This is a genomic window from Catenuloplanes indicus, assembly GCF_030813715.1.
GTDB classification, from domain to species: domain Bacteria; phylum Actinomycetota; class Actinomycetes; order Mycobacteriales; family Micromonosporaceae; genus Catenuloplanes; species Catenuloplanes indicus.
Genome location: NZ_JAUSUZ010000001.1, coordinates 84238 through 106907, shown reverse-complemented (window position 1 = coordinate 106907; position 22670 = coordinate 84238). Strand labels below are relative to the sequence as shown.

General features: G+C 73.4%; 16 protein-coding genes. 2 read left to right on the top strand and 14 right to left on the bottom strand.

Translation table 11 applies throughout. From position 1 onward, the window contains the following. Window positions 1-121: 121 nt before the first annotated feature. From J2S42_RS00750 to J2S42_RS00695, 12 genes are all read right to left on the bottom strand, one after another. Window positions 122-706, bottom strand: coding sequence for a hypothetical protein (locus tag J2S42_RS00750; protein ID WP_307234148.1), 585 nt, complete (start codon window positions 704-706; stop codon window positions 122-124). A 333-nt stretch (window positions 707-1039) separates the two neighbouring features. Further along, window positions 1040-3301: an FtsX-like permease family protein gene (locus J2S42_RS00745; RefSeq protein ID WP_307234147.1), complete on the bottom strand. Its 2262-nt coding sequence runs from the start codon at window positions 3299-3301 to the stop codon at window positions 1040-1042. Beyond that, entirely contained in the window at window positions 3298-3972 is a 675-nt protein-coding gene (locus J2S42_RS00740) for an ABC transporter ATP-binding protein (protein ID WP_307234145.1), read from the bottom strand. Before J2S42_RS00740 ends, J2S42_RS00745 begins: the two co-directional genes overlap by 4 nt. Then, a complete protein-coding gene (locus J2S42_RS00735) occupies window positions 3969-4493 on the bottom strand; it encodes a PadR family transcriptional regulator (RefSeq protein WP_307234143.1) in 525 nt (174 codons plus the stop codon). Before J2S42_RS00735 ends, J2S42_RS00740 begins: the two co-directional genes overlap by 4 nt. A 76-nt stretch (window positions 4494-4569) precedes the next feature. Continuing rightward, window positions 4570-5232 carry a maleylpyruvate isomerase N-terminal domain-containing protein gene (locus tag J2S42_RS00730; protein WP_307234141.1) on the bottom strand — a complete coding sequence of 221 codons (663 nt, stop codon included), beginning with the start codon at window positions 5230-5232 and terminating at the stop codon, window positions 4570-4572. An 86-nt stretch (window positions 5233-5318) separates the two neighbouring features. Next, window positions 5319-8912, bottom strand: a complete 3594-nt coding sequence (gene metH / locus J2S42_RS00725; RefSeq protein WP_370879132.1) for a methionine synthase — start codon at window positions 8910-8912, stop codon at window positions 5319-5321. A 241-nt stretch (window positions 8913-9153) separates the two neighbouring features. Beyond that, window positions 9154-10752 carry an efflux permease Rv1217c-related protein gene (locus J2S42_RS00720; protein WP_307234140.1) on the bottom strand — a complete coding sequence of 533 codons (1599 nt, stop codon included), beginning with the start codon at window positions 10750-10752 and terminating at the stop codon, window positions 9154-9156. Then, a complete protein-coding gene (locus J2S42_RS00715; protein WP_307234139.1) occupies window positions 10749-11633 on the bottom strand; it encodes an ABC transporter ATP-binding protein in 885 nt (294 codons plus the stop codon). Before J2S42_RS00715 ends, J2S42_RS00720 begins: the two co-directional genes overlap by 4 nt. Before the next feature lie 12 nt (window positions 11634-11645). Then, a complete protein-coding gene (locus J2S42_RS00710; protein WP_307234136.1) occupies window positions 11646-12317 on the bottom strand; it encodes a TetR/AcrR family transcriptional regulator in 672 nt (223 codons plus the stop codon). A gap of 133 nt (window positions 12318-12450) precedes the next feature. After that, on the bottom strand, window positions 12451-15009 hold the full coding sequence (locus J2S42_RS00705; protein ID WP_307234134.1) for a DUF4132 domain-containing protein: 2559 nt from the start codon (window positions 15007-15009) through the stop codon (window positions 12451-12453). Between the two features lie 87 nt (window positions 15010-15096). Then, on the bottom strand, window positions 15097-15726 hold the full coding sequence (locus tag J2S42_RS00700) for a carbonic anhydrase (protein ID WP_307234133.1): 630 nt from the start codon (window positions 15724-15726) through the stop codon (window positions 15097-15099). 115 nt (window positions 15727-15841) lie between these two features. Further along, the gene (locus tag J2S42_RS00695) at window positions 15842-17734 is read right to left on the bottom strand and encodes an ABC transporter ATP-binding protein (protein ID WP_307234131.1); all 1893 of its coding nucleotides are present in this window, start codon (window positions 17732-17734) and stop codon (window positions 15842-15844) included. A gap of 146 nt (window positions 17735-17880) precedes the next feature. Between J2S42_RS00695 and J2S42_RS00690 the strand changes: the two genes are divergently transcribed. Then, window positions 17881-19005: a serine/threonine protein kinase gene (locus tag J2S42_RS00690; RefSeq protein WP_307234129.1), complete on the top strand. Its 1125-nt coding sequence runs from the start codon at window positions 17881-17883 to the stop codon at window positions 19003-19005. A 226-nt stretch (window positions 19006-19231) separates the two neighbouring features. Then, entirely contained in the window at window positions 19232-19576 is a 345-nt protein-coding gene (locus tag J2S42_RS00685; protein WP_306829562.1) for an RNA polymerase-binding protein RbpA, read from the top strand. A gap of 717 nt (window positions 19577-20293) precedes the next feature. Here the strand turns inward: J2S42_RS00685 and J2S42_RS00680 are convergent. Both J2S42_RS00680 and lnt read right to left on the bottom strand, forming a co-directional pair. Next, window positions 20294-20842, bottom strand: coding sequence for an FxsA family protein (locus tag J2S42_RS00680; protein WP_307234127.1), 549 nt, complete (start codon window positions 20840-20842; stop codon window positions 20294-20296). 70 nt (window positions 20843-20912) lie between these two features. Beyond that, a complete protein-coding gene (gene lnt / locus J2S42_RS00675; RefSeq protein WP_307234124.1) occupies window positions 20913-22514 on the bottom strand; it encodes an apolipoprotein N-acyltransferase in 1602 nt (533 codons plus the stop codon). Window positions 22515-22670 lie beyond the last annotated feature (156 nt).

Genomic DNA, 22670 nt, shown 5'->3' with positions numbered 1-22670 from the left:
GCAGAGAGATCACACAGGGGACCGGGGATGCCACCGGTAGCCGTCATGATCGATCTCCTTCTCCGTGCGGGTCGCTTCCTCCGCGAGGGTAGGCCGGTACGGCGCGGTCCCGCACCGGGTTTTACGCCACGGCCCGCGGACCGAGCGCGTACGGCCGCAGATACCACCAGCCGTCCCCCAGCGCGCGCGTGGCCGGGAAGTCGTAGTAGTGGCCGTCGATCAGGAACCGGGTCCCGGCCGCCGGCCGGCCCTCGTGGAACAGAAACCCTTCCGGCACGCCCGGGTACGGCCGCCGCGCCTGCCGAAGCAGCAGGACCTGCCGCCCGAGCATCGTGACCTCGCCGTCGATGGCGAGGTCACGCAGATGGAACGGCAGCCGCTCACCCGGCCCGTCGACCCAGCCGATCTCGCCGGTGCGCACGCCCTCCGCGGCGGCCGCGAACGCGTAGCGGTGCGTCGCGTAGTAGGACTCCGGATGCCACAGCGCCCAGCTGGTGAAGTGCAGCACCGCCGGTGCCAGCACCAGCACCGCGACACCACCGGCGATCCGCCGCCTGCGCCGCACCAGCAGCACGACCGTCACCACCACCGCCACCAGCCAGGCGATCACCTCGATCACCCGGATCGGCCAGGCGAAAAGCCATTCATCGGTGTGATACGCCGGCCGCCGGAACTCGATCACGGCGACGATCAGCCACAGCGCCACCGGCTGACTCCACCGATACGTTCGCGCTCTCCCCGTCACGCCGCCGATCATCCACTATGGCGCCACACCCCGGTTGAGACGCGTGACAGCCCGCAGGAGCAACTCACGGACATCCACCACCAGGTCCAGCGGCAGGAATCCGTGCCGCGCCCGGCCGGTCACGATCGGAGAGCGGTTCGAGGACCTCGCCCATCATCCGAACAGCACGCTCCGGATCCCGAACGTCCATGCCGCGCGTTCTGGCAGAGCCGCCGACCGCGACCGCGAGCGTGATCGCGGCCCACCACGCGGGTGGCGACTCCGCTCGGCTGTGAGCGCTGACCGGGGTCGCCGCTATTCGGTGCGTAAGCCGTCCGGCTTGGTGAGGCGCCAGAGGACGGGGAGGCTGGCGGTCGTGGTGAGGAGGATGACGAGGACGGCGGCGCCGGTGGTGAGCGTAATGCCGGGCCAGTCGAAACTGATCGGGGCGGAGGCCGCGGTCTGCAGGATCGCGCCGAGCCCGGTGCCGGTGAGCACGGCCAGGGTCATGCCGAGCAGGACCGGGACGGCGACCTGGTACAGGATCGACGCGGCCAGGGTGCGGCGGCGGGTGCCGAACGCGACCAGGATCGCCAGCGGCCGGCGGCGTACGGTGAGCTGCTCGCCGATGTTGACGACCATGCTGGCGCCGATCAGCAGCAGCAGTGCGGTGGCGAGCACGAACATGGCCTGGCGGACGCCGGCCAGGATCGGGGTGATCGCGCTGTCGCTGATCAGGCTCACCCGCGCGGCCGGGTCGACCGTGGCGGCGGCGTTGCGCAGGTGTTCGATCGCATCCGGTGCGGCCGGTTCGAGTGCGGCGTAGTACTCCAGCCGGTACGGCTCGTACCGCGTCCCGGCGAGCACGGCCGGGGTGACCAGCACCTGTGGCGCGATGCCGAGCAGCTCGTTGCCGATCGGCGTGACCGTGACCGCGTCGGCGGGCAGCGTCCACGGCGCGTCGCCGCCGTCGAGCGCGTAGACCGCGCCGGGCGCCGCGGGTGCGCCGGCGGCGATGAACGTGTCGCCGTCCGTGCAGGTCTCGATGGTGGCGTACTGCCGGAGCATGGTGCAGTCTCCGATGGTGAGCCGGACGACCTCGTCGTTGGTGACGTCGGTGCCGGCCACGGTGGTCTCGGTGGTGACGGCGGTGACGCCGGGAGCGGCGCGCAGCGCGGGCAGCCAGCGGTCGGTGTCGAGGTCGCTGGGCCAGACCGAGGCCTGGAAGTCGGCGGTGCTGCGGCCGAAGTCGAGCGTGTTCTGCGCCTGGAACGCGAGCATCAGGCCCTGCAGCGCGATCGCGCCGGCGACGGAGACCGCGAGGCCGGAGACCGCGCGGACCGCGGTGCCGCTGTCCAGCTGAAGGCGGCGGACGGCGAGTTCCCAGGCGACGCTGCCGCCGCCGAGCCGGCGCACGGTCGCCTCGACCCACCAGGGCAGCAGCAGCGCGACGCCGAGCAGCAGCGCGACCAGGCCGGCGAAGACCGGCACCTCGAAGCCGACGTCGTCGTCGCCGATGCCGTCGCGGATCGGCCAGAGCAGTGCGAGGCCGACGGCCGGGAGGATGAGCCGCCACCACAGCCGCCGCCGGCGGTCGGCGCTGTGCCGGACCACGCCGAGCGGCTCGACCACGACGCGGCGCAGCGTGACGAGCGTGACCAGCACGGCCGCGGACGGCACCAGCAACACGGTGAGGATCGCGAGCGCGGGGTGCGGGCGGGCGTCGGCGGCGTAGTAGCTCATGCCGGCCGGTACCGCACCACCGCCGGCCCACGCCACCACCGCGTACCCGATCGTGCCGGTGAGCAGGCCGAGCAGCGCGCCGGTGAGCGTCTCGCCGGCCGCGATCCGCCGGGTCATCTCCGCGTCCGCGCCGACCAGCCGGATCGCGGCGAGCCGCCGGTCGCGGCTCTCGCCGCCGAACCGGACCGCGGTCGCGACGAACACCGCGACCGGGACGAGCAGCACGGCCAGGCCGACCGCGCCGAGCAGCACGAGCGTAGGGTCGTTGCCCTCGTCCAGCTCCGGCCGGCCGAACCGGTCGACGCGGCGCGAGTCGTCACCGGCGAGCCGGTCGGTGCCGAGGTAGACCGCGAGCTCGCCGGGGCCGGCCAGCCCGGCCGGGCCGATCTCGCCGATCGTGCGCGCGGCCCACCGCTCGCGCAGCAGCGCGCCGTCGTCCGAGCGCAGCAGCGCGGCCAGCGCCGGGGAGACGACCATCTCGCCGGGTCGCGGCATGACGGTGACGCCGGGCGGCAGCACCGGGCTGGTGCCGTCGGCCTGCAGCAGCCGGCCGTGGATCGACCGGCCGGCGAAGTCGGTGTCGGCGGGCTGAACCAGCACGGTGTGGTCGCCGGGCGGCACCGGCCGGTAGATGTCGATCGCCTCGGCACGCTCGGCCAGCCGGGTACTGCGCGCGGCGACCAACGTCGGGATGCTCGCGGTGATCAGCAGCATGGCGACGCCGAGGCCGACGCCGACCGCGATCAGGCCCAGCCGGGTCCAGCCGGCGCGGCCGCCGGCGACCGACAGCCGCATGCCGAGCAGCAGGTCGGCGGCGCGGCGGCGCACGCTCATCGGGCGAACTCCTGCTCGCGGACCCGGCCGTCGCGGACGATCGCCTCCCGGTCGGAGTAGGCCGCGACGCGCGCCTCATGCGTCACCAGCACCACGGCGGCGCCGGTGTCGCGGGCGGCCGTGGTGAGCAGCTGCATGACGCGCTCGCCGTTGAGCGAGTCGAGCGCGCCGGTCGGCTCGTCCGCGAAGACCACGCGGGGCCGGGTGACCAGGGCCCGCGCGACCGCGACCCGCTGGCCCTGCCCGCCGGAGACCTGGCCGGGGCGTTTGCCGGCCAGGTCGGCGACCTCCAGCCGCTCCAGCCAGCTCGCGGCCTCGGCGTGTGCGGCGCGGCGGCCGGTGCCGGACAGCCGCAGCGGGAGCGCCACGTTCTCCAGGCAGGTCAGTTCCGGCACGAGCTGGCCGAACTGGAACACGAACCCGAAGGCGGTGCGGCGCAGCTCGCTGCGCGCGGCGTCGGTCATCGCGGCCAGCTCGCGGCCGTCGAACGTGACCGTGCCGGACTCGGCGCGCAGGATGCCGGCCAGGCAGTGCAGCAGCGTGGACTTGCCGGAGCCGGACGGCCCCATCAGCGCCAGCACCTCCCCGGCGTGCACGGTCAGCGAGGCGCCGTCCAGCGCCTTCGTCGGGCCGAAACTCAGCCGCAGGTCGGTCGCGGTCAGCAGGGTCATCGGGTGACCCGCTCGGCGAGCTGGTCGAGGCGCGCGGCGGTCAGCTCCAGCCAGCGCAGGTCGGCCTCCAGGTGGAACAGCGCGTGGTCGCAGATCAGTGCGTCGGCGAGGTCACCGCTCATCTTGCGCTGGGTCAGCTCGCGCATCAGCCGCAGGTGCTCGTGGCGCTGGGTGTCGAGCAGATCGTTCGCGTCGCGGCCGGTCAGCAGCGCGAGCACGATCTTGGTGAACAGCGTGCTCTGCAGGTACGGCTCCGGTTTCTCCGGCCGGCCGAGCCACTCGGAGACGTCGGTGATGCCGGCGTCGGTGATCGCATAGCGTTTGCGGTCCGGCCCGTCGCCCGGCTCGGACTCCACCTCGACCAGGCCGTGCTTGAGCAGCCGCGCGAGCGTGGAGTAGACCTGGCCGTAGTGCAGCGGTGCCCGCCCGGCGCCGAACCGCTCGTCGTAGGTCCGCTTCAGGTCATAGCCGTGTTTGGGCCCGGTCTCGAGCAGCCCCAACAACGCGAATCCCACTGACATGCCCGCCACTGTACACCTCGCTTATACACTCGGTGTGTACGCAGATCAATGACTTTTTCACGAATACCGCACGAACTCACCCGAGGGCGAGCCAGCGGATCCGCTGCCGTCCGGCCGCCGCCCGTTCCGCCGCGGTCATCGGCGCCCGCCCGGTCGCCTTGCGCAGGAACGTGAGCCGGTCCCAGCCGAGCGGCACCGGCGTGTCGCCGAGCAGCAGCCCGCTGACCGCCGTGACCGCGGCCGGTGTGGTCCAGGCCGGCCGGCCGAGCGCGGCCGCGAGGTCCAGCCCGTGCACCGCCACCTCGACCACCCGGGTCAGCATGAAGTCGGCCAGCAGCATGGCATCACCGTGCCGGGTGCGCACCACCCGGTCCGCCGGCTCGCGGCGGCACAGCTCCACCACGTACCCGCTGATGGTGGTGAACTCGGTGACCAGCGACGCACCCGGCCGCGCGGCACGGTCGTCACCGGCCGCGATCCGCGCGGCGTTCGCCGCCGCCGAGGACCGCTCGTCCCGCCGGTAATACCCGGCCGCGTCGACCGTCGCCACCGCCGGCGCCGGCTCGGCCAGCATCCCCGGCACCCGCCCCACCGTCACGATCACGTGCCCGAGCAGCCCGCCGACCGTCCACGGCGGACACGGCGACGGCAGATCGAAACCCTCCGCCGGTACGCCGGCCAGCGCCGCGACGAGCGCCGAGGACTCCGCCGCGAAGGCATCGAGGGCACGATCTTGCATGGTGCCCGAGCATAGTGCCGCGCCGGGTACGGCGAGGCCGTGACCTGGATCGGTGGCTGATCCGGGTCACGGCCGCCGGAGGACGCTCAGTACGCCAGGTTCGGGCGCAGCCACCGCTCGACCTCGTCGACCGGCATGCCGCGGCGGGCCGCGTAGTCCTCGATCTGGTCGCGGCCGAGGCGGCCGACCGTGAAGTAGCGGGAGTCCGGGTGGGCGAAGATCAAGCCGGAGACCGCGGCGGCCGGCGTCATCGCGAACGACTCGGTCAGCCCGATCCCGATCGCCTCCGCGTCGAGCAGCTCGAACAGGTCGCGCTTCTCGCTGTGGTCGGGGCTGGCCGGGTAGCCGAGCGCGGGCCGGATGCCGCGGAACCGCTCGGCGTGCAGGTCGGCCAGTTCCGGCTGCGCGTCCGGCTCGAACCACTCGCGGCGGACCTGCAGGTGCAGGTACTCCGCGAACGCCTCGGCGAGCCGGTCCGCGACCGCCTTCACCATGATCGCCTTGTAGTCGTCCTGCTCGGCCTCGTACCGCGCGGCCAGTTCCTCGGCACCGTGGATCGCCACGGCGAACCCGCCCAGGTGATCACCGGCACCGGCCGGCGCGATGTAGTCGGCCAGGCAGCGGTTCGCCCGCCCGTCCGGCTTCTGCGTCTGCTGGCGCAGCATCGGGAACGTCACGCCCTCGCCCGGCAGCACGATGTCGTCCCCGTCGGAGTGCGCCGCCCAGAACGCGTACGCGCCGGCGGCCCGCAGCGACCCGTCCGCGATGATCTGGTCGAGCATCGCGTTGGCGTCGTCGAACAGCTCGCGCGCGACCGGCTGGTCCAGGATCGCCGGGTACTTGCCCTTCAGCTCCCAGGCCAGGAACAGGAACTGCCAGTCGATCATCTCGCGCAGCTCGGCGATCGACGGCTCCACCCGCCGCAGCCCGGTGAACGCGGGCGTCGGGATCTCGTCGAACGACACCTGCTCCCGGTTCGCCCGCGCGTCGGCCACGCTCAGCAGCGGCTGGGAGTGCCGGTTCTCGTGCGCGATCCGCAGCCGCTCCTGCTCGGCCAGGTTCGCGGTGCGCAGCGTGACCCGGCGGTCCGCGTCGAGCAGGTCGGACACGACCCCGACGACCCGGGACGCGTCCAGCACGTGCACGGTGTCGCCGGTGTAGGCGGGCGCGATCCGGACCGCGGTGTGCTGCTTGGAGGTGGTGGCGCCGCCGATCAGCAGCGGCATGGTCATGCCGCGCTTCTGCATCTCCTGCCCGACCGCGACCATCTCGTCCAGCGACGGCGTGATCAGCCCGGACAGGCCGATCGCGTCCGCGTCCTCGGCGATCGCGGTCTCCAGGATCTTCGCGGCCGGCACCATCACGCCGAGGTCGATGACCTCGTAGTTGTTGCAGCCGAGCACGACGCCGACGATGTTCTTGCCGATGTCGTGCACGTCGCCCTTGACGGTGGCGAGCACGACCTTGCCCTGCCCGCGGCCGGCGGCCTTCTCCTTCTCCATGTACGGCTCCAGGTAGGCCACCGAGCGCTTCATCACGCGCGCGCTCTTGACCACCTGCGGCAGGAACATCTTGCCGGAGCCGAACAGGTCACCGACGACCTTCATGCCGTCCATCAGCGGGCCCTCGATCACGTCGAGCGGCCGGGGCAGTTGCTGCCGGGCCTCCTCGGTGTCCGCCTCGACGTAGTCGACGATGCCGTGGACCAGCGCGTACGACAGGCGCTCGCCGACCGTGCCCTCGCGCCAGGACAGATCGACCTCGCGCTTGGTGCCGGAGCCGGTGACGGTGGACGCGAACGACACCAGCCGGTCGGTGGCGTCCGGCCGCCGGTCGAAGATCACGTCCTCGACGAGTTCGAGCAGGTCGGCGGGGATGTCGGCGTAGACGGCGAGCTGGCCGGCGTTGACGATGCCCATGTCCAGCCCGGCGCGCACCGCGTGCAGCAGGAACGCCGAGTGCATGGCCTCACGGACCACGTCGTTGCCGCGGAACGCGAACGACAGGTTGGAGATGCCGCCGGAGGTGCGCGCGCCCGGGCACCGCTGTTTGATCAGCGGCAGCGCGTCGATGAACGCCTTCGCGTACCCGTTGTGCTCCGAGATGCCGGTCGCGACCGCGAGCACGTTCGGGTCGAAGATGATGTCGTCCGGCGCGAATCCCGCCTCGTTGACCAGCAGGTCATAGGCCCGGCCACAGATCGAGACCTTGCGCTCCGTGGTGTCGGCCTGGCCCTGCTCGTCGAAGGCCATCACGACCACGCCGAGCCCGTAGGACTTGATCACCCGGGCCTGCGCGAGGAACGCCTCCGGTCCCTCCTTCAGGGAGATCGAGTTCACGACCCCCTTGCCCTGTACGCACTTCATGCCCGCTTCGAGCACGGAGAACTTCGAGCTGTCGATCATGACCGGGATCCGGGCGACCTCCGGCTCGGTCGCGATCAGGTTGAGGAACGTGGTCATGGCCTTCTCGCTGTCGAGCAGGTCCGCGTCCATGTTCACGTCCAGCAGGTTCGCCCCGCCGCGCACCTGCTCCAGCGCCACGTCGACCGCGGCCTGGTAGTCCTCGGCCTCGATCAGCCGGCGGAACTTCGCCGACCCGGTGACGTTGGTCCGCTCGCCGATCATGACGAAGCCGGTGTCCGGCCCGATCTCGAACGGCTCCAGGCCGGAGAACCGGGTGGTCGGCGCCGGCGGGTCGATCACCCGCGGCGGGAACGAGCGCACCGCGTCCGCGATCGCCTTGATGTGCGCCGGGGACGTGCCGCAGCAGCCGCCGACGATGTTGACGAACCCGGACTCGGCGAACTCCGCGACCAGCGCGCCGGTCTCCGCGGGCGTCTGGTCGTAGCCGCCGAACGCGTTCGGCAGGCCCGCGTTCGGGTGCGACGACACGTACACGTTGGACAGCTTCGCCAGCTCCGCCACGTGCGGGCGCATCTCGGCCGCGCCGAGCGAGCAGTTCACGCCGACCGCGAGCGGTTCGGCCCGCTCGACGGACCGCCAGAACGCCTCCACGGTCTGCCCGGACAGCGTGCGCCCGGACAGGTCCACGATCGTCACCGAGATCCACAGCGGGATCTGCGGTGCGACCTCGTGCGCGGCCGAGATCGCGGCCTTCAGGTTCAGCGTGTCGAAGATCGTCTCGATCAGGAAGATGTCGACGCCACCCTCGACCAGCGCCGACATCTGCTCCGCGTAGGTCGCCTTGACCTGGTCGAACGTGACCGCGCGGTAGGCCGGGTCGTCGACGCGCGGGGACAGCGACAGCGTCACGTTGAGCGGGCCGACGCTGCCGGCGACCCACCGGTTGCCACCGGCCTCGTCCGCGGCCTGCCGGGCGAGCCGCGCGCCCTGCACGTTCATCTCCCGGACCAGGTGCTCCAGCCCGTAGTCGGCCTGGGCGATGGTGGTCGCGGTGAACGTGTTCGTGGTGGTGATGTCCGCGCCCGCGGCGAGGTACTGCCGGTGGACGTCGAGGATGATGTCGGGCCGGGTGAGGATCAGCAGGTCGGGGTCGCCGACGACGTCCTTGGGGTGGTCGGCCGGGACCATCGGCCCGGCGTAGTCCTCGGGGGCGAGCTTGGCGGCCTGGAGCATGGTGCCCCAGGCGCCGTCGAGGACCACGATCCGCTCGCTCAGCAGCTGCTTCAACGCGTCGATGCGCGTGGTGTCACTCACTGTCGACCCCCTCCGAAGTCCGTCTCGGAGGCGCCCTTGACAAGTCGATCCAGGTCGAGCGTGGCGGGGGTGGGCCCCGTCGCAGCGCCTCTCGGCCCGGTCGCCAAGACTACCCGATCGCCGATGCCGCCGGGCTCACCGGCTGGCACCGCAACCCCGGCCCCAAAAACCATCAAACCATGACCAGGGGGTACGGCCGGCCGGGCGCTCGTCACGCTGCGCTCACCCCGGCCGTACCGTCTCAGTGTCTGAGATCCCGGCGGGTGAGACCGGCGGCGCCGGCGAGCACGCCGAGGACCGCGAGGATCAGGCAGGCGGCCACCCCGGCGAGGTTCCACTCGCCGACCAGCGGCCGGCCGAGGTGCGCGGTGAGCGCCAGCTCGTGCACCCGGTCCGGCATCTGCAACGCGGGCGCGACCAGGTCGATCAGGTAGGTGACCAGGACCGCGATCCCGGCGACGGTCCCGGCCGCGGACATCCGGGCGAGCCCGCCGGCGGCCACGCCGACGCCGATCACCGCGACCGCGAACAGGCCGAGCACGCCGGTGCCGGCGGCGGGCCGAAAAATCTCGGCGCTGCCGGACGCGGCGGCACCGGCCGCGACCCCGGCGGACGCGAGCGCGGTGACCGCCGCGACCGCGCCGAGCAGCCCGAGCCCGCCGCGCAGGATCAGCGCGGCCCGGGTGACCGGCGTGGCCAGCAGCATCTCGACCCGCCCGGCGTCCTCGTCCGCGCCCCACCCGGCGAGCAGGCTGACCGCGGCGAACCCGGCGAGCACGAACAGCAGCTGCATGACCAGCTGCAGGAACCCGCCCGGCGTGCTGATGTCGAAGTCCGGGAAGATCGCGCCGAACGATTCCCGCAACCCCGGCGACCGGGTGAACTGCGCGGCCATGGTGGCGCTGGACGCGGCGAGCACGAACCCGAGCACGGCCAGCCCGCTCCCCCAGCCGAGCGCGGCCGGCAGCCGTTCGGCGAACACCCGCCCGGCCACGCCGCGCAGCCCGGCCGCGGGCGGGCGCACCCGGGGCAGGGCGAGCACCGCGCCGAGGTCCCGGCGGGCGAACGTCTCCACGCCGGCGGTCAGCAGCAGCACGCCGGCCAGCAGCGGCCACACCAGCGACGCCCAGTCCAGCCGCCCGGCCAGCGGCAGATGGCCGTAGGTCCAGTCCCAGGGGGTGACCGGCGCGAGCGCGTCCAGGGCCGGGCTGACCCCGCGGTAGCCGACCGCGACCAGCCCACCGACCAGCGCCACCCCGGCGATCCAGGCCGCGGCGCCGCGGCCGAGCCACGGCGCGAGCGCGAACGCGAGCCCGCCGAACGCGACCGCCATCACCCACAGCCAGGCGCCGAGCCCGGCCGCGTCCGCGAACGGCACGGCATCGCCGGGCAGCCGCGCGAACGCGAGCCCGCCCAGCCAGGCGCCCGCGGTCGCGGCCGCGCAGGCCGTGGTGAGCACGGTCAGCAGCGCGCCGATCGTGGCCAGCGCGATCCGGCGGCGCCCGACCGGCGTGGCGGCGAGCAGGTCGAGGTGCCGGCCGGTGAGCACCCGGGTCAGGGCCAGGATCGCCCAGCTCGCGGCGATCATGACGAGCACCGTGCCGTACTTCCACTGCACGTACCCGCCCATGGTGCCGACGCCGACCGCGGGCCCGGTCAGCCCGGTCGAGGCGGTGCCGAGCGACTCCGCGATCCTGGCGATCTCCGTGCGGGCCGCCGTGGTCGGGTAGGCGGAGGCGACGCCGCCGAGCACCGCGAAGACCAGCCCGCCGAGCAGGATCAGCAGCGTGATCAGCCCGCGCCGGGAGTCCGTGAGCGCACGCGACCACACGGTGATCATGACGCCGCCTGGTAGGCGCGCAGGAACGTCTCCTCCAGCCCCGGCTCCCGGGACTCGAAGTCGAGCAGTTCGTAGGCCGCGGCCGCGCGCACCACCGGCGTCATCGGCCCGCTGACCCGCAGCCGCAGCGTGTGGCCGGTGACCTCGACGTCCGACACGCCCGGCAGGTGCGCGAACGCGTCGACCGGCACCCGCTCGGCGAAGCGCAGCAGCACCTGGTGGTGGGCCAGGTCGCGCAGCGACTCGACGCTGCCGGCGCGCACGATCCGCCCGTCGCGGATCAGCGCGACCCGGTCGCAGACCGCCTCGACCTCGGACAGCACGTGGCTGGACAGGAACACGGTGCGGCCCTCGTCGCGGGCCTCGCGGACCAGCGCGTGGAACTCCCGCTGCACCAGCGGGTCCAGCCCGGACGTCGGCTCGTCCAGGACGAGCAGGTCCGGCCGGTGCTGGAAGGCGACGACCAGGCCGATCTTCTGCTTGTTGCCCTTGGACAGCTCCCGGAACCGCCGCCCCGGGTCGACGCCGAGCCGCTCCATCAGCCGGTCCCGGTAGGCGCGGTCGACGCCGCCGTACAGCCGGCCGAAGAAGTCCGCGGTCTGCGCGCCGGTGAGCCGGTCGTAGAGCCCGAACTCGCCGGGCAGGTAGCCGAGCCGGCGGTGGATCGCGGCCTGCCCGGTGGTGACGTCCAGGCCGAAGATCCGGGCCCGGCCCGCGGTCGGGCGCAGGTGGCCGAGCAGCGTGCGGATGGTGGTGGTCTTGCCGGCGCCGTTCGGCCCGAGGAACCCGAAGATCTCCCCCTGGCCGATGCCGAGCGTGACGTCGTCGATGCCGCGGCGGCGTCCGTACCGTTTGCTGAGCCCTTCGGTTTCGATGATCATTTCTGCCTTCTCTCAGGCGATCGCGTCGAACCATTCCCGGACGGTGGCGAGCCGCCGGTCGAACCGCAGCGCGCCCGGTGCGGCGCCGAGCACCCGCTCGAACGCCGTGCCGAACGCACCGAGCCGGTCGATGACCTGCTCATACGTGGCGTGCTGGCCGATCAGTGCGGTGGCGGCGTCGTTCGCGCCGAGGACCATGGCCGCGAACACACCGGCGGTGGCGTCCGGGTCGGCCACGTCGAAGACGCCCTCGTCCGCGCCCTGCCGGATGATCTCCGCCAGGGGCGGGGTCAGTGCGGCGATCGCGCGGCGCCGGAAGTGCTCGCGCATCACCGCGTTCTCGTCCGACATCCAGACCTTGACCATGGCCACGATCAGGTCCTTCTGCCCGGCCTTGAACGTGGCGAGCCCGGCGAACACGCCGTCGAGCCGGTCCAGCGCGCTTCCACCGGCCGGGGCGAGCTGCGCGGCGGCGGCGTCGACCATGCGGGCCACGATCGCGTCGAGCAGTGCGGGCTTGCCGGTGAAGTAGTGGTAGAACGCGCCCTTCGACGTGCCGGTCGCGGCCAGCACGTCCTGGATGCTCAGCGCCTCGTACCCCTTGGTCTGGATGATCCGCTGCGCCGCGTCCAGATACGCCTCGCGCCGCTGCGAGTGCGCCACCGGATCGACCGTCCGCGCCACGCCCGCCCCCTTTCCCAAACCGACCGTCGGTCTGACAATAAACCCAAACAAAGATCAACGGGGGTACGTGCGTCCACCCGCTCCGGCACGGGAGAGACGCCCACCGTCCCCGGCTGCGTGGCGCCCCGGGCGGTCAGTCCTCCGCGGTGGCCAGCAGGAGATCGCGGATGACCTCGGAGACCAGCAGCGGGTTCAGCTCGCCGAGCCGGGCGACCGGACCGAACAGCCGCACCTGGCGCAACGTCTGGTGCCCGCCCGGCTCGTAGTACGTCATGCCCGGGTCGAGCGCGGCGCTGATCTCGGCGCCGCCGGGCAGCGCCCGCCCGATCGCGTTGATGATCCCGGCGTCCTGCGGACTGTCGCGCAGCCAGCCGCGTTTCTCCAGCGCGATCAGCCGGCCCTCGGGTGCGCTCCGCCCGGCGAGGCGGTGCAGGTCCCGCCCGGCGGCCTCGTCCGGGGTGAGCCGGTACACCTCGCGGGCCAGTTGCGGGAACGGCTGCAGGATCGCGTAGTCGGCGAACACCTCCGCGAACCCGGCCGCGATCTCGCCGGTCAGATGGATCGGGTGGGCGACACCGACCCGCGCGACACCGGCCAGGTCCACCGGCTCGTCGGCCGCGTCCGCGATCGACCCGTCCTCCGCCACCCGGACCGCCCCGGTCAGCCGCCCCTCGCCGTCGTAGACGCCCCACACCAGCCGCCCGGCCAGGTGACGCACCAGCGGATGCGTCACGTAGTAGGCCTTGAGTTCCGCGCCGCTGATCCGCCGCTCGTAGATCATGTCGCGTTCCAGGCGGGCGACGAGATCGGCGGCGATCCCGCGAACCTCCTTCTTCAGCGCGGTGAACCGTTTCTGCGCGGCCGGCGCGGTCACCGGGTCGTCGTTGGCACCGGGCTTCGGCAGCGCCTTCAGGCGTTTCCCGGCCGCGTCCGTCACGTACGGCGTGAGCGTCTCGTCGAACCCGACCGTGAACGCGCGCGACCCGTAGTCGAGCACGGTCCGCCCGGCCGGGTCGAGGCCGAGGTCGGGCACGAGCCGGTCGGCGAGCTGGTCACCATCCAGGCCGAGACCGGCGGCCACGGCGTCCATCTTCTGCCGGGCCGCGTTCTTCAGCCCTTTGAACGCGGCGCGCTGCGCGATCCGGTTGAGCGCCATCAGCGCGGTCTCGGTCCCGATCGTGGCGAGGACGTCGAGACCGGCGACGGCGCGGGCGTGCCCGGCCTCACCCGGCCAGGCCAGGATCGTCGGGGTGAGCCGCCGGACCGTGTCGTCGTCACCGACCGCGGCCAGCATGCCGAGCGTCCAGTTCTCCTTCGCGGTGCCGCCGAGGTAGTACCAGCGGAAGAACACGTCCCACGCGTACCGGGCGAAGTCGGCCCGGTCGAACGCCCCGGCGACCGTGCCGGTCCGGCCGAGCGCGCACGCGGTCAGCAGCGCGGGCACGTGCGCGGCCGGAAGCGCGCCGGCGCCGTCGCGCAACAGCGGCGGCAGCACGCCGTCGTGCATCCACTCCGGTATCACGGGAGGCTTGGCCGGCACGTCACCGGCCAGGTCCGGGACGGCCGTGGGCGGCGCGTCGGTGCGGGCGGCGAGCTCGTCGAGCAGCGCGGTGACGCGGTCGGCGGCGTCGCCGGTGAGCGTGGGTGCGACGGCCGCGGCGGCCTTCGGGTGCAGCGTGACGTGCCAGCGCAGCAGGTCCGGGCCGAGCCGCCGCCCGGCGCCCTCGGCGAACAGCCGTACCGCGCGTTCGGGCCGCAGGTCCGCGGCGAGGCGCAGCGGCTCGCGGATCTCACGTTCGGCGGCCCGGTTGCGCAGCGCGACGAACGCCGCGTCGTCCGGCAGGAACGCCAGCAGCAGGTGGAACGCGGGCTCGTCGGTGTCCTGCAACAGCCGGATCATGGCGGGTGCGCCACCCCGGGCGAGGATCGTCGGCAGCAGCCGCCGGCCGGGGTCCAGCAGGTACACCCGCAGGGTGATCTTCAGGTCGCCGATCCGGTCGACGCCGCCGGAGCCGGGGCAGGCGGCCAGCAGCGCGCCGAGCATGTGGCTCGGGAACACCGCCGTGGCCTGTTCGTCGATGAGCGGCGCGGCCCAGTCCGGTTCGCCGGGGTGCAGCAACGTGGCGGCGAGCCGCACCTGCCGGGACCGGTCGAGCATCCCGGCCAGGACCGCGACCGCGTCGGTGTAGACGTCCTCGGTGGCGGCGGCGAGCGCGTCCCGGACCCGGTGGACGACCGCGAGGCGCAGCCGCAGCGCCTCCCAGTCGGCGAGGCCGGTCTCGGCCCGCCAGGCGACCGCGGCCGGGGCACCCTGGGCGGTGCGCGGGTCGTACACGTCCCGCAGCCCGAACAGGGCGGCGGCGGCCTCGGCCGCGAACACCGGCCCGTGCGCGGCGAGCCAGGCGTCGGCGAGGACCGCGATCAGCCGCGCCGAGTAGCGGTAGTCACCGGCCGCTTGGTGGATGTGCGCGCTGACGGCCGCGCCGAGCGGGCTGTCCGGGTCGGCTGCGGCCAGCTCCGGGTCGGTGCCGGCGATCGCCAGGCACTCCGCCCGCCGCCCGGGATGCTCCGCGTAGAGCGCCGCGACCGCGGCCGGTGCGCCCGGGTCCGGTGCGACGGTGCCGGTGACGTCGCCGGCGTCGGCACGGCGCGGTAGCGGCGCCGACCACGAGGCCGGCAGCGGGATCTCCATTGATGCCCTTCCCACGGTCCGATGTGTTCGGTCCGCAGGATAGGGCCGGCCCCCGACAATTCCGGCGGGGACCGGCCCGGACGGGCGTCAGCGCGGGTCGGGTGTGATCAGCCGGGCACGGCCCGCGTCGAGCTGGTAGGACATGCCGACGATCGCGCACGTGCCGGCGTAGACCGCGCCGGCGAGCGCGGCCGAGTTCGCCCGGAGCTGGTCGACGGTGCTCTGGATGTGCACGTCCACTATCCCGTCGACGTCCGTGACACCGCGCGCCGCGGACAGTTCCACGCTCGGGATCAGCGCGTCGACGACCGCGCGCAGGTGCCCGGTCGGGGACGCGCCGGTCGCCTCCGCCTCCCGCGCGGCCTGCACCGCACCACACGAGTTGTGCCCGAGGACCACGATCAGCGGCGTGTGCAGCACCGACACGGCGTACTCGATGCTGCCGAGCACCTCGCGCCCGACGACGTGCCCGGCGGTACGGACGACGAACAGGTCACCGAGCCCCTGATCGAAGATGATCTCGGCGGCGAGGCGGGAGTCGGAGCAGCCGAACAGCACGGCCTTCGGCGCCTGCGCGTCGACGAGCGTGGCGCGGCGGGCCGCGTCCTGGTTCGGGTGGACGCTGACGCCGGTGACGAATCGTTCGTTACCGGCGATCAGGTCGTCCAGCGCCGCGGCCGGGGTCCGGGCGATCTTCGGTGCCGTCACTTCGCTCACGTCGGCCTCCACCAGGTACGTCGGGGTCTGCCCGAGAGTGCCAGACAGGGACCGTACTGTCGCGCGTACGCACCGGTAAGGGCAGACAACGTGACGCCTGCCACGCCACCGGGGGTCACCCGGCGACCGTGGCCGGCTCCGGTGCGCCGCCGGCCGCGAACTGCGTCCGGTACAGCTCCGCGTACCGCCCACCGGCCGCGAGCAGTTCCTCGTGCCGGCCGCGTTCGACGATGTTCCCGGCCTCGACGACGAGGATCTGGTCGGCGGCGCGAACCGTCGACAGCCGGTGCGCGATCACCACCGCGGTCCGCCCGGCGAGCGCCTCGGCGAGCGCGGCCTGCACCGCGGCCTCGGACGTGTTGTCCAGGTGCGCGGTCGCCTCGTCCAGCACGACGACGCGCGGCCGGGCCAGCAGCAGCCGGGCGATGGTCAGCCGCTGCCGTTCGCCGCCGGACAGCCGGTAGCCGCGCTCACCGACGATCGTGTCCAGCCCGTCCGGCAGCGACGCGACCAGGTCGTCGAGGCGGGCGCGGCGCAGCACGTCCCACAGCTCGTCCTCCCCCGCCTCCGGCCGGGCCAGCAGCAGGTTCGCCCGGACCGACTCGTGGAACAGGTGCCCGTCCTGGGTGACCAGCCCGAGCGTGTCGCGCAGGTCGGCGAAGCCGAGGTCGCGCACGTCGACGCCGCCGATCCGGACCGCGCCGGAGTCCACGTCGTAGAGCCGCGGCAGCAGCTGCGCGATCGTCGACTTCCCGGCACCGGACGACCCGACCAGCGCGATCATCTCCCCGGCCGCGGCGGTGAACGACACCTCGTGCAGCACCTCGGTGCCGCCGCGGGTGTCGAGGACCGCCACCTCCTCCAGCGACGCCAGCGACACCTTGTCCGCGGCCGGGTACGCGAACCGCACCTTGTCGAACTCGACGGACAACGGCCCGTCCGGCACCGGCTTCGGCGCGGCCGGCTCCTCGATCAGCGGCCGCAGGTCGAGGATCTCGAAGACCCGGTCGAAGCTGACCAGCGCGCTCATCACCTCGACCCGGGCGGACGCGAGCGCGGTCAGCGGCGCGTACAGCCGGGTGATCAGCAGTGCCATGGACACGACCGCACCGGCGTCGAGCTGCCCGCGCAGCGAGTAGAACCCGCCGACGCCGTAGACGACCGCGAGGGCGAGCGTGGACACCAGCGTCAGCGCGGTGATGAACACCCACTGCACCATCGCGGTACGCACGCCGATGTCCCGGACCCGGCGGGCGCGGGTGGCGAACTCGGCCGACTCCGCGGACGGCCGCCCGAACAGCTTGATCAGGGTGGCGCCGGGCGCGGAGAACCGCTCGGTCATCTGGGTGCTCATCGCCGAGTTGTGCGCGGCCGCCTCCCGTTCCAGCCGGGCGATCCGCCCGCCCATCCGCCGGGCCGGGAACACGAACACCGGCAGCAACACCAGCGCCAGCAGCGTGATCTGCCACGAGATGCCGATCATGACAACCAGCGTGAGCAGCAGCGTGACGGTGTTGCCGACCACACCGGACAACGTGTCGGAGAACGCCCGCTGTGCGCCGATGACGTCGTTGTTGAGGCGGCTGACCAGCGCGCCGGTGCGGGTGCGGGTGAAGAACGCGACCGGCTGGCGCTGCACGTGGTCGAACACGGCGGTCCGCAGGTCGAGGATCAGCCCCTCGCCGATCCCGGCCGACAGCCACCGGTTGACCAGGCCGAGCCCGGCCTCGGCGATCGCGATCGCGCCGATCAGCAGCGCGAGCGTGAGAACGGTGCCGAACGGCGCGCCGTCGACGATCGCGTTGACGACCCGCCCGGCCAGCACCGGCGCCGCGACCGCGAGCAGCGCGGTGAGCACGCCGACCGCGAGGAACGCGGCGAGTTTACGTCGGTGCGGGCGGGCGAACGCGAGGATGCGCCGCAGCGTGGCCCGGCTGAACGGTCTCTGCCCCTGTTGGGCGTTCATCGCGTGGTACAGCGAGTTCCACGCGGTCATCTCCATGCTCATGCCCGAAATCCCCCTCGAGAGCGCTCGATCCCGACCGTAGAACCTCATCCGCGCTAGAGGTCAAGGACGGCGAGTCAGGTCCGGGATGCGAGTCCGGGTGAGCCTCCCACGAGGGTGTGACAGTTTCCCGCTAGACTCCGGCCGCGATGGAGACGGCGGAAGAGATCACGCGTCCGTGTGCGCACTGTGGCCGGCCGGTGCCGCAGAAGGCGAGCGCGGGACGCCCGTTCCGCTACTGCCGGGACAACGACGGCGAGTGCCAGCGCGCGTCCCGGGCGTCACGGATGCGGCAGCGGTCCGCGCCCGGCCTGGCCGGCCAGGTGGCCCGTACCTGGGAGGCGGTCGACCGGCTCGATCAGCTGGTGACCACGCTCAGCGACGCGCTGCACGCGGAACTCTCCCCGGCCGGGGTGGAACGGCAGCTGGCCGAGGTCCGCGCGGAGACGGCCGCGCAGGTCGCGGCCGCGCACTCGGCCCGGGACGAGGCCCGCGAGGACGCCGACGCGGCCCGCTCCGCCGCGACCCTCGCCGCGCACGATGCCGCGGCCGCGCGGGAGGAGGCGGCCGAGGCGGACCGGCGGGCCGAGGCGGCCGGGGCCCGCGCAACCGCGGCCGAGTCCGCCGCCCGCGAGGCACGCGCGGCCCGGCTCGCGGCGGAGCAGGCCGCGACCGGCGCGGAGGCGCTGCGCCGGCAGGCCGCCGACGACCTCGACACCGCCCGTGCCGAGGTGACCGCGCTGCGCCGGGAGCTGGAGTCGGAGCGCCGCTACCAGGACGAGCTGTCCCGCGACCTGGAGATCACCCGCGCCGCCCGGGCCGCGCTCACCACCGACCTGGAGCGGGCCGCGGACGCGCACGCCGCGGTCGAGGCACGGCTGCGCGAGTCGGTGACCGCGCTCGCGGCCGCGCACGGCGACCTGGCCACGTCCCGCGAGGAGACCGCCGCCGCCCGCCGCGACCTCGCCGCCCAGGAGCAGCAGACCAAGGACCGAGAGGCCGACACGGTACGCGTCCGCGCCGCGCTCGCCGCGGAGAACGCCCGGGTGGCGCAACTCACCACCGAACTCGCCGACGCCCGCGCGCTGGCCGGTGCGGTCGCGGCCCGGGACGGCGAGATCGCCCGGTTGAACGACCAGCTCACCACGCTGCGTGCGGAGCGTGACGCGGCGGTGGCGCAGGCCGGTCAGCTGGCCGGCCAGGTCTCCAACCTGGCGTCCGCGCTGGCGAACCTGGGCAGCCGGTCCGCGCTTGGCGGGCCCGATTCGGGGTAGTCCTGCCCACGAGTGCCCGGCCGGGCGGTTTGCCCTAGATCGACGAACCGTCTACCGGCCGGTTACCCTCAATACTGTTAACACTGCCGACACAACAGCCGATCCGGGGGAATCGTCGGGGCGGCCGGATCGTTGCACACCCCGGGCACGGGTGGCGCCACATCGATACCTTGTAGTACCACCACGTCGTACCAAGCAAGATCAGCACCGAGCGAGGGGAAGCTTCATGGGCGAGCGCATGTTGCGCGGCAGCCGTCTGGGCGCAGTCAGCTACGAGTCGGACCGCAACACGGAGCTGGCGCCCCGGCAGACGCGCGAGTACCTGTGCGCGAAGGGCCACCGCTTCGAGGTGCCGTTCGCGGTCGACGCCGAGGTCCCGATCACCTGGGAGTGCAAGTTCGACGGCAGCGTCGCACGCCTGGTCGACGGCACCGAGCCGGAGCAGAAGAAGGTCAAGCCCCCGCGCACCCACTGGGACATGCTGCTGGAGCGCCGCTCCATCGCGGAGCTGGAGGACATCCTCCAGGAGCGCCTGCAGGAGGTCCGGGCCCGCCGCGGCCAGGTCGCCTGACCCAGATCCACGACAAAGCCCTCCACCCACCCGGGCGGAGGGCTTTTCGCTGCCCACTCCACGGCATCCCGCACAGGCCAGCACAGTTTCGGCATCCGGCCGGCGGGCGGGCATTCCGGCTCTCGCGTAGTGGTGTCGGGGTTCCTGGCCCGGCTCCGCGCCGCATACCACACCGGGCCACCGCGACAATCCAGGCGATCATGGGCCCTCGAACCCATCGGCACAAGGGCCACCACGCCTTTCCGCCACCCAGCGACAGCTGTGTGGATGTCACAGCGAGCGGCCTGCGGCAGGCGTAGGCGCGGCCCCCGTCGCGACCCACGCCACTCGACTGACTTGATCACCGGTACTTCCGGCGAAACGCCGCACCGGCCTCCGGCGGTAGGGAGGGATCATTCCCGCAGCTGGGAAACGCGCGACCGCACGACGCCCATTTCAAGATCAAACAAAGCCGAGTGGCACCGGACCGGTGCCGCCGGACGACGCGATCGCCGACCCGGCACGAAACCGGGTAGGGCGCTCAGCGGCCGGCACCCGCCGGCGGCCGGTAGCACCGCGGAGCCCGCATGGCCTTTCCGGCGGCGCGGGAAACCGGCTCCGATGCCGGCCGGCAAGACTCCGCTTGCCGGCCGGCGAGGTTGGCCCGCTCCGAGCATGCGGGCCGCACCACGCCGGAAGCGGGGAAGACCAGGAACTGTGGTTCTCCCGCGGAAGCAGTTAGACGATCTCGCCTTCGATGACCTCGTCGCCGGAAGCCGTGCCGGTGTTGCCGGCGCTGGTGGGGGCGGGTTTCGGCTCGGCGTGGGCGTAGTCGTTGGCGGGGCGGACGCGGCGGGGGCCGAACAGGTCGCCGGCCTGGGCGGAGGTCATGCGGCGTTCGGCGCGGCGGATCAGGGAGCGGCGGGCCAGCGCGCGGATCGGGGGGATGATCAGCAGCAGGCCGGCCAGGTCGGTGAGGAAGCCGGGGACGGACAGCAGCAGGCCGGCGACGATGCCGATGACGCCGTCGGCGCCCTCGGTGCCGGGGTGCCGCCCGCCACGGGCCGCGTCCCGGAAGCGGCGCCAGCCGCGGATCCCCTCGCGGCGCAGCACGAGACCGCCGACCGCGGACAGCAGCAGCCCGGCCAGGATCGTGGTGAAATAGCCGATCTGATGGGCGATGAGGAGGAAGACGGCGATCTCGGCGACCGCGAACCCGGCGAGGCCGAGCGGCGCCCAGGTGAGCAGGCGGCCGCGCCGCGGGCTGGTCACCGGGGTGGCTTGCATGCTGTATCTCTCCCTGCGTGAGGTGGCCCTTGACAGCATGCCACGCAATCCTGGGCCCCGGCTGTGAGCCTTACGGCCGCCGCAGCCGGATCGTCGCGGCGCCGGCCAGCAGCCCGAGGCCGATCACGGTGAGGACCAGTTCCGGCCAGTACGCCAGCCGGGTCGCGACGGTCGTCGCGGTGCTCTCGGTCAGGTCGCGGACCACGACCGCGGCGGTGTTGAACACGGTCCGGTCGTGCACGTGCCCGTCCGCGCCGACGAACGCGGACACGCCGACCGTGGAGGCCATCAGTGTGTCCCGGCCGTGCTCGACGGCACGCAGCTGCACCATGGCCAGCTGCTGCTCGGCCTCGGCGGTGTTGAACGTGGCGTTGTTGGTCTGCACGGCGAGGATCTGCGCGCCGCCGGTCACGACGTCGCGGACCAGGCCGTCGTAGGCGATCTCGAAGCAGATGACGTCGCCGATCACGGTCGCTCCGCTGTCGACGACGCCGGGCCGGTCGCCGGGTTCGAAGTCGCGGCTGACCCGGTCGACCTCTTTGCTCACCATCCGCGCGATCGACCGCAGCGGGATGTACTCCGCGAACGGGACCGGGTGCCGTTTGACGTAGAGCTGGTCCAGGTCGGCGCCTCGGTCCGGCCACCACAGCACGCCGATGTTGCGCACGTTGCGCGGCGTGGAGCCGTCGGTGACGCCGCCGACCAGGATCGGCGAGCCGATCGCGTCGGCGGCGCGGGAGATCTGCGCGGCCGCGACCTGGCTGTTGAGCGGGTCGACGTCGCTGGCGTTCTCCGGCCAGACCACCAGGTCCGGCCGTTTCTCCTGGCCGGCGGCGACGCGGGCGGCCAGGTCGAGCGTGCCCCGGACGTGGTTGTCGAGGACGGCGAGCCGCTGCGCGTTGAAGTCGAAGCCGAGCCGCGGCACGTTGCCCTGCACGAACGCGACGGTGACCGGGTCACCGGCCGGCCGGGCGACCGGGACGAGCGCACCGGCGAGCGCGGCCACGACCGCGCCGGCCACCCACGCCACCGGGGCAAGAAAGCGCTTCGACGGTACGGCGTCGCCGGCGCGGCGCAGCACGGTGAGCGCGGCGGTGGCGACGAGCCCGCCGGTGACCGCGACCATGAACGTGACCAGCGGCGCGCCGCCGAGCACGGCCCAGCGCAGCAGCGGCACCTCGCCCTGCCCGAACGCGAGCTTGCCCCACGGGAACCCACCGAACGGCGTCCGGGACCGCAGCGCCTCCTGCGCCACCCACAGCGTGCCGATGAGCAGCGGGGTCAGCCAGCGCCGCCGGTCGGCGAGCGGCGCGGCGTACGCGTAGGCCGCGCCCATCAGGGCGAGGTAGCCGGCCTCCAGCACGGACAGCAGCAGCCACGGCACGTTCCCGACGTGGATGTTCGTCCAGCTGATCATCGGGGCGAACATGAGCAGGCCGGCGATGAATCCGAGGCCGGCCCCGGCCCGCATCCGCCGCCCGTGCACGGCCAGCGCCAGCAGCGCGACGCCGGCCGGGGCGAGCCACCACTGCCCGTACGGCGGGAACGACGTCAGCAGCGCCAGCCCGGCCAGCGCCGCGGCGAGGATCGACGCCCACAGCGGGCGGATCACCGGCCGGTCCTGCCGGGTGGGTGCGGTGCCGGCCTCCGGGGCTGTGTCGACCTTCGTCACCCGTGCCTCACCCAGTGTCTCGACGTCGCGGCGACCAAGGGTACCGCGCCGCAGCGGGGCGGGCCGGTGCCCGGCCGGGCGCTGCGCTCGTCGTCGGTGGGGACGGGAAAGCGGAGCCCGGCCGTGGTCGGCCGCGCCCCGCTGCTCCCTGGCCCA

Excerpts from the sequence above, each read along its gene's own strand:
- J2S42_RS00745 (WP_307234147.1), bottom strand. The coding sequence starts at position 3,301 with ATGAGCGTGCGCCGCCGCGCCGCCGACCTGCTGCTCGGCATGCGGCTG.
- J2S42_RS00740 (WP_307234145.1), bottom strand. The coding sequence starts at position 3,972 with ATGACCCTGCTGACCGCGACCGACCTGCGGCTGAGTTTCGGCCCGACG.
- J2S42_RS00735 (WP_307234143.1), bottom strand. The coding sequence starts at position 4,493 with ATGTCAGTGGGATTCGCGTTGTTGGGGCTGCTCGAGACCGGGCCCAAA.
- J2S42_RS00730 (WP_307234141.1), bottom strand. The coding sequence starts at position 5,232 with ATGCAAGATCGTGCCCTCGATGCCTTCGCGGCGGAGTCCTCGGCGCTC.
- J2S42_RS00720 (WP_307234140.1), bottom strand. The coding sequence starts at position 10,752 with ATGATCACCGTGTGGTCGCGTGCGCTCACGGACTCCCGGCGCGGGCTG.
- J2S42_RS00715 (WP_307234139.1), bottom strand. The coding sequence starts at position 11,633 with ATGATCATCGAAACCGAAGGGCTCAGCAAACGGTACGGACGCCGCCGC.
- J2S42_RS00705 (WP_307234134.1), bottom strand. The coding sequence starts at position 15,009 with ATGGAGATCCCGCTGCCGGCCTCGTGGTCGGCGCCGCTACCGCGCCGT.
- J2S42_RS00695 (WP_307234131.1), bottom strand. The coding sequence starts at position 17,734 with ATGAGCATGGAGATGACCGCGTGGAACTCGCTGTACCACGCGATGAAC.
- J2S42_RS00690 (WP_307234129.1), top strand. The coding sequence starts at position 17,881 with ATGGAGACGGCGGAAGAGATCACGCGTCCGTGTGCGCACTGTGGCCGG.
- J2S42_RS00685 (WP_306829562.1), top strand. The coding sequence starts at position 19,232 with ATGGGCGAGCGCATGTTGCGCGGCAGCCGTCTGGGCGCAGTCAGCTAC.
- J2S42_RS00680 (WP_307234127.1), bottom strand. The coding sequence starts at position 20,842 with ATGCAAGCCACCCCGGTGACCAGCCCGCGGCGCGGCCGCCTGCTCACC.